The organism is Pradoshia sp. D12, assembly GCF_008935075.1.
Lineage (GTDB): Bacteria > Bacillota > Bacilli > Bacillales > Pradoshiaceae > Pradoshia.
Genome location: NZ_CP044545.1, coordinates 1,761,492 through 1,778,058, shown reverse-complemented (window position 1 = coordinate 1,778,058; position 16,567 = coordinate 1,761,492). Strand labels below are relative to the sequence as shown.

Below are 16,567 nucleotides of genomic sequence, written 5' to 3'. Positions count from 1 at the left end.
CTTTACACAGTTGTCTTTGCCTTTGCCCATTCCTCAGCAATTTTAATAGCTGCAGCTGTTATAATATCCAAATTACCTGCGTAAGCAGGTAAATAATCAGCAGCACCGGCAACCTCCAGGAATACAGTGATACGATTTCCCTCAATGTATGGACGTGTTTTTAAGCGATACCCTGGAACATATTGCTGAACTGCTTTTTCCATTTTTTTAAGTGCATCAATCAATGCTTCCTCATCTGTTACCGGATGATCTACTAACAGATGAATCGTGTCATTCATCATAATTGGTGGTTCAGCAGGGTTTAAAATTAAAACTGTTTTTCCTTTTTTTGCTTTGCCGACAACCTCAATGGCACGTGAAGTAGTTGCGATAAATTCATCAATGTTCGCACGTGTTGCTGGGCCAGCACTTTTACTTGCAATTGTGGCAACAATTTCCGCATATTCTACCTCATAAAGCTGAGATACTGCATAAATAATTGGAATTGTTGCTTGTCCACCACATGTCACCATATTTACGTTATCTGCTTGTTGATGTTCGTAAAGGTTCACTGTTGGTACTGTAAGTGGTCCAATTGCTGCTGGGGTTAAGTCAATTACTCTCTTACCGTGAGTTTTTAGTAGCTTTGCATGCTTCACATGTGCATAAGCACTAGTTGCGTCAAACACAACATCTGCAAGTCCTGGAGTTTGAAGAAAGCCTTCAATTCCCGTATCGATAGCTTGAAAACCTGCTTCACGTGCTTTTCGTAAGCCCTCGGAGTTGGGATCGATCCCTATAACAGCCGTTAACTCTAGAAAAGAGGACCGCTGAATTTTTTTCATCAAATCGTTACCAATGTTGCCTGACCCTAAAATGGCTACCTTTAATTTTGCCATGTCTAAATCCCCCTTGTTTACTCATATTTCAATTGAATAAACATTCATTTTTTGACTCGTTATTAAGGTGAATTAGCCCATACCAATTCCTTGATAGCCATATAAATTACGACCATATGTGTATAGTGCATCTTCATATAGAGACGTTATATGTGTGGCTACGGCAATGATGTCTCGTACAAACACTTCAATTGTGTCATTTTTTGTTAGAGATGCCCCACCGAGTGAGACCATTACTGTCGTAGCGATTTCTTGACAAATTTTAATAATTTCTGCACGTAGTGAAGAAAACTCCCCTTTTTCGTATGGACCTTCTGTTTCATAAGTTGCTAATAGATCGTAATATTGTTCCATTAAACCATTCGCTTTTTTATATTCCAACATAAGTTTAGCTAGAATTCGCTGACTACGAGGAGAATCTTTTTCATTTTCTCCATGTAGACGAACACGTGCTTCTGTTCTCTTTTTATATTCATCCAGCAAACGCCTAGCTCCACCTAATGCCATATTTGGAAACCCAAGATAGAATGCAGAGAAGTATGGTACATGGTAATAAGGATAATCGGGATCATAATTAGAACCCTCCGGTGGACGGCGTGTATCATTCGCTAATTCAAGTCTTAAAACGCGTCTTCTTGGAATAAATACTTCCGTTGCAATCACTTGGTTACTACCTGAACCACGTAAACCAAATGTATCCCAATTTTCATTTACTTTCACTTCATCTTTACGCATGAAACACATAATTAATTCTGGTTGATTTGATTCAGGTAATTGAGCAATTGCCCCTAAACCAATCCATTCTGCAAAGTTAACACCGCTTGTATAGTTATAAGTACCTGTTAAGCGAACACCGCCATCAACCACGGTTACTTGTCCAACTGGCGCGAAAACATCCACGATCAAACCGTTTGAATTTATAATTTCGTCTCTACCTTCTTGTGGAAGGTGTGCTGTTAAGGAGTTGTGTAAAGGGAAGAAATAACCTAACCATGCAGCTGAGATATTATGGTACGCGATAGTACGTACAATTTCTCCAAGGCCACGTAACGAAATTTGTGGACCACCATATTCTTTCGGTAGATTTGCACGAGTAATTCCTGATTCAATTAACTTATTAACATAGTTTCGAGAAACAGAGGCATTTATTTCGGAAGTTGCTACTTCTGATTCTGCTAGTAAGCCTGCTTCACGTGCTTTTTCAATAAGCTCTAGTTCAACATCTGTAAATCCTTTGGATTTTTGCTTTGTATCAACTGACATTTATAACCCTCCTATTATACGTTTTCAAGTTTATAACAAATCTTAGTTAGCGAAGATGTTATATTCGGAGTTTTAAATACTGGTGAGGCCACTAAAAAACATTAAAATCTCTTCTTTAGTGACCTCACGTTATTGTATTCTAGTTAACTAGAAGAACTCTTTAGCTGCTTTAATGAAATCTTCTCGCTTTTCTACCTGCAGCCAATGTCCGCACTGTGTAAATAAACGAAGCTCTGCATTAGGTAAATGTTCCATCAAATTAATACTGCTCTCTTTTGGAACAAATCGGTCATTAAAACCATGCAGTAGTAAGAATGGTTGTTTCATTTGACGTAATGCATTGGGAGGAATATGACCTTCCCCAGGCATAGGGAACATATTTTGCAAATAGGAATTGCGAATCTCTTCACGTTGAATAGTTTCATATCGAATTTCTAAAATATCTTCTAATGAATCTTGAATCGTTGCAGGATCATAAACAAACCAACTTGTTAAGTTTCGTAGGTTTTCATACGTTGGGTTTTTATAAAAACCAACCATTCGTATTATTTCCGGAGTAGGCGGTGTTTCTCCACCAGCACTGCCCATAAGTAAAACTTTTTTCACTCGTTCAGGTGCATACATAACAACATTTAACGACACATAACCACCCATTGAATTACCTACGAGACTGAATTTCTCTATGTTTTTCTTATCAAGTAGTTCAAGCAGTTGCTCAACGCGTAGCTGAGTCCATTCCCAAAATGATTTTGGGTGTACTTCGGGGTGTTTTGTATTTCCAAATCCATACATATCAGGAGCAATCACATGATAGTTCTTTGCAAGCTCTGGTAAAATATGTTGCCAATTACTTACTGAATTCGCTCCGGGACCTGAACCGTGTAGGAATACGATTACTTCCTCATTTTCTTGTCCTGCTTCACAATAGAACGTTTGAAACCGACCTGTATCTAAAGTTTCTGTTGAATAGCTCATTATAGTCCCTCCTATGCTTCTGTTGAATCAGCATCCATTCCCTGAAGATCTTGTCCCCAATAAGTTAAACCAACTTTTAAATCTTCAGGAGTCCACTTAATAGCCTCCCAATCAGGTTCAAAAATCAAATAACTTCCTGAAAATAGTTCCACACGATGACCACTACCTGGGTCTTTTACATATAAGTAAATTGCCTGTGAAATACCATGTTTACCTGGCCCAATAAGCTCAATTCCATTTTCACTTAAAATATCAGCTGCACGTAATATATCTTGGGCATTATCAAACCAATAAGCTAGGTGGTGTAAACGGTTAGGTGTTTTAGCTTCCGGTTCAGCCATAACAGCTATGTCATGAACCAATGGAGTTACACTTAACCAACCAGCTTGAATAACTCCATTTCCTAAATCTACATATTCACGCATTTTAAATCCCAAATTATCAATTAACCATTTATGAATTACTGATGGATCGTGTGAAGTCGCTAGATTCACGTGGTCAATACGACGAGGTGAAGCACCTTTTCTCCAAGATTTATAAGTTTGGTTCTTTAGCACGGATTTGCGGTCTTGATCTGGTTGCGTTTTTTCCATCTCATAATAAATTTCAAATGGATGCTCACTGGGTAACTCAAAGCGAATTGCTCTTCCTTGACCTGCTTCTTCACCCGATTCAACCCACTTCACTTCTGCTCCAGCCTCAGTTAGTAATTCAGCAAATTTCTCTACATCTTCAGGACGTTTTGTACGCCAACCAATGTGATCTACTTTTGATTTTTCCCCTTGTTTTAGCGATAGTGTATGGTGTTCAAAATCTCCCCATGCACGTAAATAATGTGTACCATTCACTACTTCTGTTTCTTCTAAACCTAAGACTTCAGAGAAGAACCATAGTGATTTTTTTAAATCCGGTGTGATTAAAGCAATATGACCTAGTTTAGCAATCTCTGGTAACATTTTCTTTTCCCCTTTTTTGTTTGTTTTTTATCATTTACACATTCAATATATTAGATATAAAATATTCTGAAAACAGACTAATTGTATTAATTTGAAAGCGTTTTCAGTATATTTCGTTTGGTTTTTTCTTTTTTATGGTATTTTAGTATTAAGAGAGAAATAACAATATTTTTTGAGGCACTTCTTACAATTAAGGGGGGAATAGGTTGGAACAACGTGTTATTTCTTTAAAAAGGACTACTTTTCATCTTGAAAATAGGGAGAAAGATATCGACAATATTGCAATCGTTAAGGCTTTAAGTTTTCTAAAAGCAGATATCATTGAAATAAATGGGATAGAGAAAGCAACAAAATTAATGTTTAATTATGGGTATCAATTAGGGGTTTCAGAAGCTCACCGAATGAGAGAAAAATATTTCGATATACAAGATCTACTTAAACAAGGGCCTACTCTTCATTGTGAAAAAGGACATATAAACGGTTCGATTTTCGAAGGGTATATTGAATTTTATGGTGATAAATCAGTTAAGGCTGTTTATGGTATAGGAACGTGGTTACAGTCTTACGAGGCAAAAGTTCATCTAGATTATTTTGGTCAAAGTGATGTACCAGTTTGTCATACACTTATGGGATTTGCTACTGGCTATATGAGCACCATTTTTCAGTTTGAAGTAAAGGTAGTTGAGAAAACCTGTGTAGCAAGAGGTGACGAAAATTGTACATGGGAGTTTTATACTGTTAACCCTTTACCTGATGAATCAAATGAAAACTCTGAAAATCAAGTATCGTTTGATCTGATTGAACTTGGCAATATTCAAAGTGAAATGATTCAAGCGATTATTGATGGAGCAACAGTAGAGGATATATTTAAAGAAGCTGAAAAAATTTTTGGCAGAACCTTTTTAATAGAAGATATATTTTATAACTTTATACATTCTACTAATTTATCAGAGATCGATAGACAATTAATTGAGCAGGATATGCAGATATATGACCAAAATGAAAGAAATCAATTAGGTACTTATTTTTTTGAAAAGCGTCAGCAACTTCCTTTTACAAAAAAGGTTGTTCAATTAGATAATCATGTTCGTTTAACAAACACGATTGTCATTAAAAATAAAGTCGTTGCATATTTGTCAGTTATATCGATGCATCCAACAACATTTTCATCATATGACTATTTAATACTATCTAAATTGACAAATGTAATTTCTGTTCTACTTATGATGAATTCTATTATAGAAAAATCAAAAGCAGAGAGTGAATCCAAGTTTACTAATGATATTTTGCATCAACGTTTAACAGATATAAATCAGATTCTTTCTAGGTCTCGCTACTTTAATATTGATATTAACCAACTATACACCGTTGCTATTGTGAGAAGGAATAATAATATGTATAGGATTCAAAAAGAGTTTGAAAACTTTGTTCGGGAACACTTAAAAAAACAGCGTATACTTATTTCTTTTAAGGAGATGGAACTAGTTATTTTGTTATTTCATCCTCTAAAAGATCATTCTATGGTTCAGAAGGTTTTTAGTAATTTAAGAGAAGCTTTAATGGAACAATTCCCTAATTATCCTGTTCAAATTGGTTACAGCGAGATAGGACATAGCATTTTGGAGGCAAACTCTCACTATAATGAGGCTGCAATTGCTCTCATCTCCAACCCCAACGCATCCATTACTGCATTTAAAGATATTAGTGTTTTATCAATATTTATTAATGATTTAAATATAGAACATATTAAGCAACTTGCGAATAATCGATTTGCAGGAATCTTTTCATTAAAGGAACAAAAACGGATTGAGCTCTTAGAAACTTTATATATATATCTAAATAATAATTTAAAAATTGAATCCACGATACGCTTATTAAAGATTTCAAAGAGTGGACTTCTCTATCGACTAGAAAACTTGAAAGAGTATTTGAAGACAGATTTTAAGGATCCTAATGAGAATTTCCAAATCCTTCTTTTATTGAAAGCGATGGAAATATATTTTAAGACTAACAATACTCAAGACAGTAATTTTATTGTGGATTTTACAAATAGTTAATCCAATGGCGGCTAAAAGTTGATATAGAGGAATATCATACTAATAATCCAGATTAAACAAACGCACAGATCCTTGCTTCTGGGCTATATTTTTTCTAAGAATTCAAATTGATACTATGGGTTTCTATAAACAACGGAATTAAGAGATTCAGTTTGTATAAATAATCAATGGCACCCTGAATTAGTGGACTGTTTGGACTCTATTTATGCATATATTGTATATAAGATTCAGAATAGTAAATTGACAGGGTGGGGTCCATACTTCAGGCTTAACCCCAAGTGTATCAAGGTGTTGAGCCTTTTTCTATTTTCAGTAAAAACCCATTACTCCTGTATTTTTATACATTGGACAAATACTGCACAGAAGCTGCACACGATACTGCACAAGCCCAGTGTTTCCATTGGATTCAGCTGTCTCCATTATTTCTATTAAATCCAAAATGTTCACCGAACCGATTCGAGTCCTCATCGAGCCTGACTTCTACGTGTGAATCTCCTTCTGTAATCACCTTTGAATCTGGGATTGTCGGGGAATGTTTCTCGTTATCATACGAGTAGGTAATCCACTCCCTTATGGATTCATCGGGATCGGGAGGTGTGCTATCGGCATCGCCTACGGTTTTTCCTGTGTATTTTTAGGATAGCATCCTCCTCTTCTCCCTCCCCCATTACATACACGTCTTCCCCGTATTCCTCAAGGGATGACTTGGACCAAGTTTTCTCATACTCTTTATAATCACGGATAACCTTAAAACGCAGGTTATTCACGGTTAATAAATATTCAAACAACTGCTTTGTCACTCAATCAAAAGCACCTCTTTAATATTTCATATAGTAAATATATCACAATGTAATAAGACAGGAATAAATGTAAAATATAGCGGGATAAGTTAGCTTATTAATTGAATTGAGGGAATAATAAAAACATTGAATGAAGGTGTGCACTGCTATTTTCATACTATATTTTATGCGTGTTTCTAGATTTTTATCTATTTTTTCATTTTGATACATATAAGGCCTTTCGAAACCTATTACGTTTTACTCAAAAGGAATTTTCTCTCAACTTTTACCATTAGAATCTGATAAGCATCCGTAGGTCACACTAAAGATAAAAGATTGCAGGTCAACAGCTATCAGAAGTTTGGTGGCAAATAAAAAAACCATGTACATCTTGTACATGGTTTTATGACCCCTACGGGATTCGAACCCGTGTTACCGCCGTGAAAGGGCGGTGTCTTAACCGCTTGACCAAGGGGCCAAATGGCTCCGCAGGTAGGATTCGAACCTACGACCGCTCGGTTAACAGCCGAGTGCTCTACCACTGAGCTACTGCGGAATAATAGTATGGGCGACTCAAACTATCGACCTGACACTTATCAGGCGTGTGCTCTAACCAGCTTAGCTATAGGCCCATTATAATATTATTGGAGCGGGTGAAGGGAATCGAACCCTCATCATCAGCTTGGAAGGCTGAGGTTTTACCACTAAACTACACCCGCAACAATGGGAGGGCTGATGAAAAACGAACCCAAGAATGGCGGAACCACAATCAGATGCGTTAACCATTTCTCTCTAATCGCCATATTTATTGGCAGGGGCAGTAGGAATTGAACCCACACTGGAGGTTTTGGAGACCTCTGTTCTACCTTTAAACTATGCCCCTATTATAAATGGTGGAGGGGGGCAGATTCGAACTGCCGAACCCGAAGGAGCGGATTTACAGTCCGCCGCGTTTAGCCACTTCGCTACCCCTCCGATTATTTTGAGTGCCGGCAAGAGGACTTGAACCCCCAACCTACTGATTACAAGTCAGTTGCTCTACCAATTGAGCTACACCGGCATAATACTTAGGTAAGATTAAACATATTAAAACTTATTTTATAATGGTGGCTCAGGACGGAATCGAACCGCCGACACAAGGATTTTCAGTCCTTTGCTCTACCGACTGAGCTACTGAGCCAACTTCATTATGTAATGGCGGTCCGGACGGGACTCGAACCCGCGACCTCCTGCGTGACAGGCAGGCATTCTAACCAACTGAACTACCGGACCATTTATTGCGGGGACAGGATTTGAACCTGCGACCTTCGGGTTATGAGCCCGACGAGCTACCAGACTGCTCCACCCCGCGACAATGATAATTTGTTTCCATATACTACAAGGTGTTTAAGGTATATATGGCGGAGGAAGAGGGATTCGAACCCCCGCGCGGTTTAACCCGCCTCCCGGTTTTCAAGACCGGTCCCTTCAGCCAGACTTGGGTATTCCTCCATATAGGTTGTGTATCTTGTAGGACTCGAACCTGCGACCGGACGGTTATGAGCCGTCTGCTCTAACCACCTGAGCTACACCGCCAAAATCCTATTGGGTTTAAGTAATGGTGGAGCCTAGCGGGATCGAACCGCTGACCTCCTGCGTGCAAAGCAGGCGCTCTCCCAGCTGAGCTAAGGCCCCATATTTTTTAGAATGGTCGGGAAGACAGGATTCGAACCTGCGACCCCTTGGTCCCAAACCAAGTGCTCTACCAAGCTGAGCTACTTCCCGCAAAGGAATGGCGCGCCCGAGAGGAGTCGAACCCCTAACCTTTTGATCCGTAGTCAAACGCTCTATCCAATTGAGCTACGGGCGCATTCTTGCAAAAAACTAGTGCCGAGGGCCGGTCTCGAACCGGCACGGTAGTCACCTACCGCAGGATTTTAAGTCCTGTGCGTCTGCCAATTCCGCCACCCCGGCATATCACTTGGCATTGGAGCGGAAGACGGGATTCGAACCCGCGACCCCCACCTTGGCAAGGTGGTGTTCTACCACTGAACTACTTCCGCATATAAGTGCGGGTGAAGGGAGTCGAACCCCCACGCCGTAAGGCGCCAGATCCTAAGTCTGGTGCGTCTGCCAATTCCGCCACACCCGCATGTTTATAAATGGTGAGCCATGAAGGACTTGTACCTGTAATCCTCGAGCTTCTAATTGATTAATTTCAAACCCTCTCGTTGACTGCTTTATTATTTTAATCTGTATTTATCTATATTTCAATAAGAAATATATGGAAATATTAATTTATTTTTCTTCCCTCTATCAAAAAGATTAAACATCTATGAATTCATTTATCCTACACAGGAATACAGGTTCTTTTATACGGTGTTAGAGCCCTTGCTTATAGCTATATAAACAACTCAAGATCCTTAATATCCCTTTTATTTTCAAATTATCTTAGAAGACATAACTATCATTTTACTGTTTGAAACGGAAAGAGTGATATTCCTAGCACCATTAGAAATATAGATACCAATTCTAGTATAAAAAATCTCCTATCTTCTCCATTTAACTTTTGAAGATCTCATAAATTGAATTTTAGCTTTTAGAGATTTTTACTCGCTTTTCCAATTAACTTTTACCTACTTAACAATACCTTTAATGATTCTGATATCAAAAACCAAAAAGTTGCCGTGTATTTTCTTTAAAATATGTAGATATATTTAATTCATCTGGTCATAGATAATTGCTTTGAATATCTGTTTGAGTTCTTTTGATGTTTTTCCACGAAGCCATTCGACCTGGTCAATTGGCAGCGTAAGCTTAAGGGTGATCTTTTCATCAGGCATCTCGACTTTCCTGATGTCGGCAAGGGAAATCCCCTTCTCAACGTCTGGAAAATTAATCCCATTCTCATCGATATGGTCAAGGCCCTGGTACTCATAGGGACCATCAATCACACAATTCAAGTTCAATTGCGGTAGACGGCCAGGAATTGATTTTACGTACATAAATGAGCTGATTACTCGGCTATCGCTCAGCTCAATTTCAGCGATAATACTCTCGCGACTGCTATATTTCTTTAGGGCTACCTCGCTCACGATGATGTCGAGCTCCAATGAAAATCCGGATGAAGTTTCCAATATATATATCGCACTATTAAAAATATAGATTTCTTCACCGTCAAGATTCACCGTTTTTACGCCAACCATGTCATTCCCCTCCAAAAGAGACCTTCGGGAATATTCCCCCACCCGGCTTATTTTCTTTTATTCTACTAAATCATGGTAGTTCCTCCAAGCGTAGCTTCTCGGCGATGGCAATGACATTCGGATGCTCCTTCAAAACCAAAGCGGGAAGGCCTCAGATATTTCGCCTTCAAATAGCTGTTTAACCGTGTTTGCCTTCTTTTCCTCAAAAACAAGCAGATGCATCACCCTGCTTTCCATGATGGTGTTGAACACCTTAGTGATTGCTTGCTCCGGCACATCTATAAAATTGGTGAAAAAACCGGCGTTTGCCTTGCGCTTCGATTCAGCGAACGATGTAGACTTACAATTCTTACTTGATTAAGAAACCGAATTACCTGCTTTATGCTTTAGAAAGAATTTATACATAGCTTAGAAGCTCTTATGCTAAAATTGAAATTGTATATCATTTATGAAAGAGAAGAAGGCATTTTATGAAGAAGATTATTACTATTAGCTTAGGTATATTATTGATTATTTTTGTGTTGGGTCTTACCGGCTTCTATTTTTGGTCCCAACAAACGTACAAAGCATCAGAAGAAGTTACATCATACATAAATCTAGATGACATTCAGACGGAAGAAAACTGGCTTGTGTTCGAACCAATAGAAAAACCAAAAAGCGGGATCATTCTTTATCCTGGTGCAAAAGTAGAGCCTGAAGCATATAGCTACTATGCCCAGGGTTTAGCGGATAAAGGTTATTTGGTGATTGTCCCGAAAGTCAACCTGAACTTTGCCATACTCGATATTAATCAGGCGGATCTAATTATAGATGAGTTCAGTGATATAACGAATTGGTATGTAGGCGGGCATTCACTTGGCGGCGTAGCCGCAGCATCTTATGCATACGATCATCTCGAAGATGTAAGAGGTTTAATCTTATTGGGTTCCTATCCGAGCGATTCCAATAATTTTTCAGAAACTGACCTCCCCATCCTCTCCCTGTATGCCGAGTTTGATGGGTTAACGACAACTGATAAAATAGCTGATACAAAACATTTGCTTTCGTCTGAAGCAACTTTATATGAGGTTAAAGGCGGAAACCATGCCCAATTCGGAATGTATGGAACGCAAGATGGAGACGGAAAATCCACGATTTCAGCAAAAGAACAGCAGGATGAAATAATAGAAGAAACGTTAAAATGGCTGACTCAATATCAAAGATAAGGGCCCAGTTTCTTTTAACACATCTGATACTGTAATAGCCCACCCGTTTTACGGGCGGGCTATTTTAAACTTTTATCTTTCATTTGAGGTAACCGCGCCTCACAAGCGCTATTATTTCTGACTATTTTAAATAAAACCCATAGTCTCTTCACAGATGTTTTTCAATTATTCAATTACACTACTAATAATCCCGAACCATTATTCCTTTTACTAGTATGATTCCCCATAGATTCAGATATTCGTTCTGAAACAGTAAATTTTGCAATTTAAAATCACCTACAAGCTCTAATTTAAACAGTAAAAAAGCTGTGCCAAAACAACTCATTTTTGACACAGCTTCTCTTTTAATTTTTCACAATGCGCTTGTACCCTGAATATGTTGCTATGAAATAACCGCCATATACAATAATCATAATTAACGCCGTAAACAAAGCCGGTATGAAAACGGAAGGTTGACCCATCATCAGAAGTTCCTGATTGACCACTTTAATTCCAAAAATCGAATGGATGATTGCTAAAGACAATGGCATCATGAAGTAAATAAATACCTGACCGAATATCGCCTTGTTAATTTCCTTACTTGTTACACCTATTTTTCTTAGCATGCTATAGCGCTCCATATTATCACTCGCTTCAGATAACTGCTGAAGCGCCAGTACAGCTGCACTTGAAATGAGGAACACAATCCCAAGATAAATACCAATAAAGACAATCATTGTAGACGATCCAATACTTTGGTCATACAACATTTGCTTAGTCATTACGTTGACATAAAAACCATATTTAGAATAAACTTCTTCATTTTGAGTTAAATGATAAAGCTCGTCTTCATTCACTTGACTATTACTACTGTAATTAACATTAGACAGTGACATATTAGGTGTCATACCTTCAATAGCTTGATCTGGAACAATCACGGTAAATGCAACTCTTCCTGGATAATCATTTATATATTGTACGTACTCTACTTGACGATTAACAATCGTATAATCCATAGCGTTCAATTGAATGGACTGATTTTCTTTAATATAGGCATTCACTGCATCAAAATAAGTCTCATCATCTGATATGAGGAGTACTTCTCCTTTATTAAACTTTTTCGGTTCAATGTCTTGCATTTGCAAAAGCTTTACATAATCAGATTCTTTCATCAATAAGATTTTTTTACGAGAGATTGCCATATCAAAGTATTGTTCTAACTCTGCATTTGCAAAAGGACGCAATAATTCGTTATACGTAGAATCCGCTTCATATAATTCAAAGGAACTATTTTCACCCATCTCATCCAAGTCCATACCCAATATTTCAATCGCTTGATCTATATTCTTTATTTGCGTATCTTCTTTTCCATACAGGTAGAATGTTGCATCATACGGCACTTGATTTACAAGCTGTTTTTCTCCCGCCGTCTTTATGCTAAATCCTGTTGATAAAACACCAATTGTGAAAAAGAGCATTAAGCAAATGATAGTCATGGATACAAAGGTTGTATTTACCTTGCTGCTTATTTGGCGTAGAACAAACATATTTAAGCCTTTAAAATATATAGTATTATTTCTTTGCAGCATATTAAGAGCAAATCCAGAAAGAGACATAAAAAACAAAAACGTTCCAAGTGACCCCAGTCCAACGCAGGTCCACGTGACAGTCAAACTTTCTGTTAAACCATACTTTAAAATAACAGTATAAGCGATCCCAAGAGTAATGAAGGATAAAACAAAGAACGCGATTGATGTTGATATTTTTCGGATCTTCAGGCTTTCATTTTTTCTAGCGGCTGTTAGCAAGTCGATGAGCTTATACTTCGAAATCACTAAACTATTAAAGATCATAACGAACAGAAAGATAATCCCAAAATAGCTCATTGTTTTGAACATCGCTTCACTGGAAAAGACGACTTCGAACTTAGTCATATCTGCCTTAAATAACGAAACCACTAGAACGGACAATCCTTGAGATATAAATATTCCCAGTAATAATCCGGCCATTAACGATAAAACACCTATAAAAAGTGTTTCCATTACAACTATTAACGATATACTATATTTACTCATACCTAGCGTCATATAAATTCCGAGCTCTTTTTTTCGTCGTCTGATTAAGAAATTGTTTGCGAATAAAATCAGAAACCCTAACACAATCGAAACAAAAACAGATACTATTGAAATTAATTGTGTTATCGATTGAATCATTTCCGACTGACTGGCACTTAAACTAGACATAGCTGCCGAAGCTGAAATCGAATTAAAGCTATAAAATATACAGACTGCAAATGTTAATGTTAAGAAATAAATTGCATAATCCTTGAAGCTTCTCTTCACATTGCGAGCAGATAATTTAAATAACATTATTCGTGTCACCTCCGAGAAGTGTTACCACCTCAATGATACGGCCGAAAAATTCTTTTCTCGTATCATCACCTCTCACCAGTTCATTAAAAATTTCCCCATCTTTAATAAACAAGATCCGATGTGCATAGCTTGCTGTAAACGCATCATGTGTGACCATTAAAATTGTAGCCTGCAACTCCTTATTTAATTTCTCAAATAAATCTAGCAGTAATCGGGCAGATTTTGAGTCAAGTGCTCCTGTCGGCTCATCAGCCAGAATTAATGACGGGTTCGTTACAATTGCTCGGGCTGAAGCAACACGTTGTTTTTGTCCACCCGACAGTTGATATGGGAACTTATTTAATACCGCCGTAATCTCTAATTTATCGGCAACTTCATTTACTAGCTTTGTAATATCAGCCGGCTTACGACCTTGTATGGTTAAAGCGATCGCGATATTTTCAAACGCTGTTAATGTATCGAGCAAATTAAAATCCTGAAAGATAAATCCTAGCTCATCCCGGCGGAACTTCTCAAGCTTTCCAGCCTTTAATGTCGTAATATCCTGACCATTTATATGAATATGACCCGTTGTTACATGATCAATTGTAGAAATGCAATTCAACAGTGTCGTTTTCCCGCTGCCTGAAGGACCCATAATACCAACAAATTCCCCTTTTTTTACATCAAAACTTATATGATTAATGGCTTTTGACACATTTCCTTTATTACCATAGTATTTTTCTATATCTTTTACTTCCAGAACTGTATTCATAACAACCTTCTCCTCTCTTTTATGCTTTTAGTATATCCCCCCTACAGCAATACAAATATTGAAGTTGATTGCATAAACCTTACTTTTTTGAAAGCTTCCAGTTTAGTACCGTGTAGATTTGAATCCTTCGTCTATGGAAAGGAAAACGACTGATGGAGATAATTGATCTTAACTTTCCGGTGAGAGTGGCGAATTACATGTCAACTTGCACTGGAGATTAATGGCTAAAACCACCATACAAATTCATACCACAAATCAGTAATAATCTTATTTTCGTAATAAAAAAGAGCCTTTCTCTCAAGACTCTAATAAAACCAATTTACTTTTCGGGAAAATGATATTTACCTCGGTTCCTACATCCTTCTGTGATTTGATCGTAATCCCTAAATGCAGCTTATCTACCAACATTTTACAAAGATATAGACCGATGCCTGTTGACTTTCTGTATATGCGTCCATTTTCTCCTGTAAATCCTTTTTCAAATACTTTTCCGACATCCTTTTCATCAATACCAATGCCATTATCAACAATATGAAGTATAAGATTATGCTCATGATTAGTCGTATAAATAGAGATGAAACTATTTTCTTTATAGCAATAATTAATACTGTTAATGATTACTTGATTCACTATGAACTCAACCCACTTTTCGTCACTATAGACGACATCATCTATTTCTGATAACTTAAGCTGAATCTTTTTATGAATAAACGCTTTTGCATTTCGCTTAATTACTTTGGAAACACATTCTTTTAAACGAAATTCTTTCACAATATAATCCTTGCTGGCACTGCTGCTTCTCGCATAATACAAGGCCTGTTCAATATAATCCTCAATCTTCGTTAATTCCTCAGTTAAGCCAACAATCGGACCACCTTGATAATTCTCAATTATTAGCTTACTAGATGCAATCGGTGTCTTAATTTCATGGACCCACGCTTCAACATACTCTTGGTATTCCGATTGCATAGTCTTGTAGTGGTTGACATACTCATGCACCTGCTTGTCACTCGTCCGTAAAATGTCATATAAAATCTTTCCTTCTAAAAATTCAGGCTCATCCATAATTTCAGATAGCAAATATTTTTGATCAAGATTTTCAACATTTTCTATTACCCCATCATAAAAAGGTTTTTTCTTCATAAATTCAAGAAAATAAGAAGTAAGCAGCGGACCAAACCAGCATAACCCGACTATAACAATAACACCCTTTTGTATAGAAATAAAAGCTAAAAATAATGCTACCGTCATAAAAAGAAAAACATTAACCGTAATAAAAACGACTATTTCCTTTAAAAATGCCCACAATGTCATGACATGATATACCCCAATCCTCGTCTCGTTTCAATCGGGTTTTCCATACCGATTGCCTCTATCTTTTTACGAAGTCGAGTAATGTTAACAGATAGCGTATTGTCATCCACAAATAAATCAGATGACCATAGATCCTCCATCAGCTGTTCTCTAGAAACAATAATTCCATTATTTTTCATTAAACAATGTAAGATTTTTATTTCATTTTTTGTTAGTTCCTCTTTCTTGCCTTGATAGGAAATTGTCCCATTAGCCAAATGCAGCTTCAAATCCTTGTAAGTCATTACAGCACTTTCTTGTTTTGCATATGTCCTTCTTAAAATATTTTCAATGCGTGCCAACAAAATTTGCGTGTTATATGGCTTCGTAATGAAATCATCTGCGCCTATATTCATGCTCATCAATTCGTCCACTTCCGTGTCTCTGCTTGTCACAATAATAATGGGTACCTGAGAGTATTTGCGGATTTCGCGACAAATATAATAACCGTCGTACACAGGCAAATTAATATCCAATAAAATCAAATGAACATCATCCTGACTTGCATAGTTCATGACATTTTGAAAATCATCCGGTGCTTCCACTTCATAACCATAATTTTTTAAAAATGCGGTTAATTCTCTACGAAGCGTCTCTGCATCCTCAATGATTAATATTTTTGCGTTTTGCATAGTGATCACCCCTTAACGAGCTTTTCAATTGTTCATTCTTGAGCAACAAAAATCCTGCACCCTACAATGAAGCTAGGCTGTATTTTATATTTAGTCAATAGCTCATTTTTCATTATATTACTTTGAATATTGGATTATCGTGTAGAAAAACCCAAATAAATGATGTTTATCTTATCACA

Annotated in this window: 13 protein-coding genes and 17 tRNA genes; 2 read left to right on the top strand and 28 right to left on the bottom strand. The window is 37.2% G+C overall.

The features are described from left to right. Positions 1 to 2 precede the first annotated feature (2 nt). The 4 genes from F7984_RS08680 to F7984_RS08665 all read right to left on the bottom strand — a co-directional run bounded on the left by F7984_RS08680 (position 3) and on the right by F7984_RS08665 (position 4,072). A complete protein-coding gene (locus tag F7984_RS08680; protein WP_140461398.1) occupies positions 3 to 878 on the bottom strand; it encodes an acetaldehyde dehydrogenase (acetylating) in 876 nt (291 codons plus the stop codon). A 72-nt stretch (positions 879 to 950) separates the two neighbouring features. After that, positions 951 to 2,141: an acyl-CoA dehydrogenase family protein gene (locus tag F7984_RS08675; protein ID WP_066104087.1), complete on the bottom strand. Its 1,191-nt coding sequence runs from the start codon at positions 2,139 to 2,141 to the stop codon at positions 951 to 953. A gap of 147 nt (positions 2,142 to 2,288) precedes the next feature. Next, on the bottom strand, positions 2,289 to 3,116 hold the full coding sequence (locus F7984_RS08670; RefSeq protein ID WP_225983690.1) for an alpha/beta fold hydrolase: 828 nt from the start codon (positions 3,114 to 3,116) through the stop codon (positions 2,289 to 2,291). A gap of 11 nt (positions 3,117 to 3,127) precedes the next feature. Next, the gene (locus F7984_RS08665) at positions 3,128 to 4,072 is read right to left on the bottom strand and encodes a VOC family protein (protein ID WP_066104092.1); all 945 of its coding nucleotides are present in this window, start codon (positions 4,070 to 4,072) and stop codon (positions 3,128 to 3,130) included. 206 nt (positions 4,073 to 4,278) lie between these two features. Here F7984_RS08665 and F7984_RS08660 point away from each other — a divergent pair, with 206 nt between their 5' ends. Continuing rightward, a complete protein-coding gene (locus F7984_RS08660) occupies positions 4,279 to 6,129 on the top strand; it encodes a V4R domain-containing protein (RefSeq protein ID WP_140461396.1) in 1,851 nt (616 codons plus the stop codon). A 599-nt stretch (positions 6,130 to 6,728) separates the two neighbouring features. On the opposite strand, the gene F7984_RS19010 is transcribed toward F7984_RS08660, so the two are convergent. From F7984_RS19010 to F7984_RS19005, 20 genes are all read right to left on the bottom strand, one after another. Continuing rightward, the gene (locus F7984_RS19010; RefSeq protein WP_140461395.1) at positions 6,729 to 6,929 is read right to left on the bottom strand and encodes a hypothetical protein; all 201 of its coding nucleotides are present in this window, start codon (positions 6,927 to 6,929) and stop codon (positions 6,729 to 6,731) included. A 385-nt stretch (positions 6,930 to 7,314) separates the two neighbouring features. Beyond that, positions 7,315 to 7,386, bottom strand: a tRNA-Glu gene (locus tag F7984_RS08655). A 3-nt stretch (positions 7,387 to 7,389) separates the two neighbouring features. Further along, positions 7,390 to 7,464 (bottom strand) — tRNA-Asn (locus tag F7984_RS08650). Positions 7,465 to 7,553: 89 nt separating this feature from the next. Continuing rightward, positions 7,554 to 7,627: transfer RNA gene (locus tag F7984_RS08645), tRNA-Gly, on the bottom strand. 90 nt (positions 7,628 to 7,717) lie between these two features. Continuing rightward, positions 7,718 to 7,791: transfer RNA gene (locus F7984_RS08640), tRNA-Trp, on the bottom strand. An 8-nt stretch (positions 7,792 to 7,799) separates the two neighbouring features. Then, a tRNA-Tyr gene (locus F7984_RS08635) sits at positions 7,800 to 7,883 on the bottom strand. A gap of 12 nt (positions 7,884 to 7,895) precedes the next feature. After that, positions 7,896 to 7,968 (bottom strand) — tRNA-Thr (locus F7984_RS08630). Positions 7,969 to 8,012: 44 nt separating this feature from the next. Beyond that, a tRNA-Phe gene (locus tag F7984_RS08625) sits at positions 8,013 to 8,088 on the bottom strand. 15 nt (positions 8,089 to 8,103) lie between these two features. Further along, a tRNA-Asp gene (locus tag F7984_RS08620) sits at positions 8,104 to 8,180 on the bottom strand. Between the two features lie 5 nt (positions 8,181 to 8,185). Beyond that, positions 8,186 to 8,259 (bottom strand) — tRNA-Met (locus F7984_RS08615). A gap of 47 nt (positions 8,260 to 8,306) precedes the next feature. Continuing rightward, a tRNA-Ser gene (locus F7984_RS08610) sits at positions 8,307 to 8,399 on the bottom strand. Positions 8,400 to 8,409: 10 nt separating this feature from the next. After that, positions 8,410 to 8,479, bottom strand: a tRNA-Met gene (locus F7984_RS08605). 27 nt (positions 8,480 to 8,506) lie between these two features. Then, positions 8,507 to 8,582: transfer RNA gene (locus F7984_RS08600), tRNA-Ala, on the bottom strand. 13 nt (positions 8,583 to 8,595) lie between these two features. After that, a tRNA-Pro gene (locus F7984_RS08595) sits at positions 8,596 to 8,672 on the bottom strand. Positions 8,673 to 8,680: 8 nt separating this feature from the next. Further along, a tRNA-Arg gene (locus tag F7984_RS08590) sits at positions 8,681 to 8,757 on the bottom strand. An 18-nt stretch (positions 8,758 to 8,775) separates the two neighbouring features. Beyond that, positions 8,776 to 8,861 (bottom strand) — tRNA-Leu (locus F7984_RS08585). Between the two features lie 14 nt (positions 8,862 to 8,875). Further along, positions 8,876 to 8,950: transfer RNA gene (locus F7984_RS08580), tRNA-Gly, on the bottom strand. 7 nt (positions 8,951 to 8,957) lie between these two features. Next, positions 8,958 to 9,039, bottom strand: a tRNA-Leu gene (locus F7984_RS08575). 565 nt (positions 9,040 to 9,604) lie between these two features. Then, on the bottom strand, positions 9,605 to 10,108 hold the full coding sequence (locus F7984_RS08570; RefSeq protein ID WP_225983689.1) for a hypothetical protein: 504 nt from the start codon (positions 10,106 to 10,108) through the stop codon (positions 9,605 to 9,607). 114 nt (positions 10,109 to 10,222) lie between these two features. After that, positions 10,223 to 10,369: a hypothetical protein gene (locus F7984_RS19005; protein WP_192796841.1), complete on the bottom strand. Its 147-nt coding sequence runs from the start codon at positions 10,367 to 10,369 to the stop codon at positions 10,223 to 10,225. 194 nt (positions 10,370 to 10,563) lie between these two features. On the opposite strand from F7984_RS19005, the gene F7984_RS08565 reads away from it, so the two are divergent. Continuing rightward, positions 10,564 to 11,298 carry an alpha/beta fold hydrolase gene (locus F7984_RS08565; RefSeq protein WP_140461393.1) on the top strand — a complete coding sequence of 245 codons (735 nt, stop codon included), beginning with the start codon at positions 10,564 to 10,566 and terminating at the stop codon, positions 11,296 to 11,298. 344 nt (positions 11,299 to 11,642) lie between these two features. Here the strand turns inward: F7984_RS08565 and F7984_RS08560 are convergent, their stop codons facing one another. The 4 genes from F7984_RS08560 to F7984_RS08545 form a co-directional block, all read right to left on the bottom strand. Next, positions 11,643 to 13,646 (bottom strand): ABC transporter permease, encoded by a 2,004-nt coding sequence (locus F7984_RS08560; RefSeq protein ID WP_139891065.1) that lies wholly within the window; start codon positions 13,644 to 13,646, stop codon positions 11,643 to 11,645. Beyond that, on the bottom strand, positions 13,636 to 14,403 hold the full coding sequence (locus tag F7984_RS08555; protein ID WP_140461392.1) for an ABC transporter ATP-binding protein: 768 nt from the start codon (positions 14,401 to 14,403) through the stop codon (positions 13,636 to 13,638). Before F7984_RS08555 ends, F7984_RS08560 begins: the two co-directional genes overlap by 11 nt. Before the next feature lie 297 nt (positions 14,404 to 14,700). After that, positions 14,701 to 15,717 carry a sensor histidine kinase gene (locus F7984_RS08550; protein ID WP_139891067.1) on the bottom strand — a complete coding sequence of 339 codons (1,017 nt, stop codon included), beginning with the start codon at positions 15,715 to 15,717 and terminating at the stop codon, positions 14,701 to 14,703. Then, positions 15,714 to 16,388 carry a response regulator transcription factor gene (locus F7984_RS08545; RefSeq protein ID WP_139891068.1) on the bottom strand — a complete coding sequence of 225 codons (675 nt, stop codon included), beginning with the start codon at positions 16,386 to 16,388 and terminating at the stop codon, positions 15,714 to 15,716. Before F7984_RS08545 ends, F7984_RS08550 begins: the two co-directional genes overlap by 4 nt. Positions 16,389 to 16,567 lie beyond the last annotated feature (179 nt).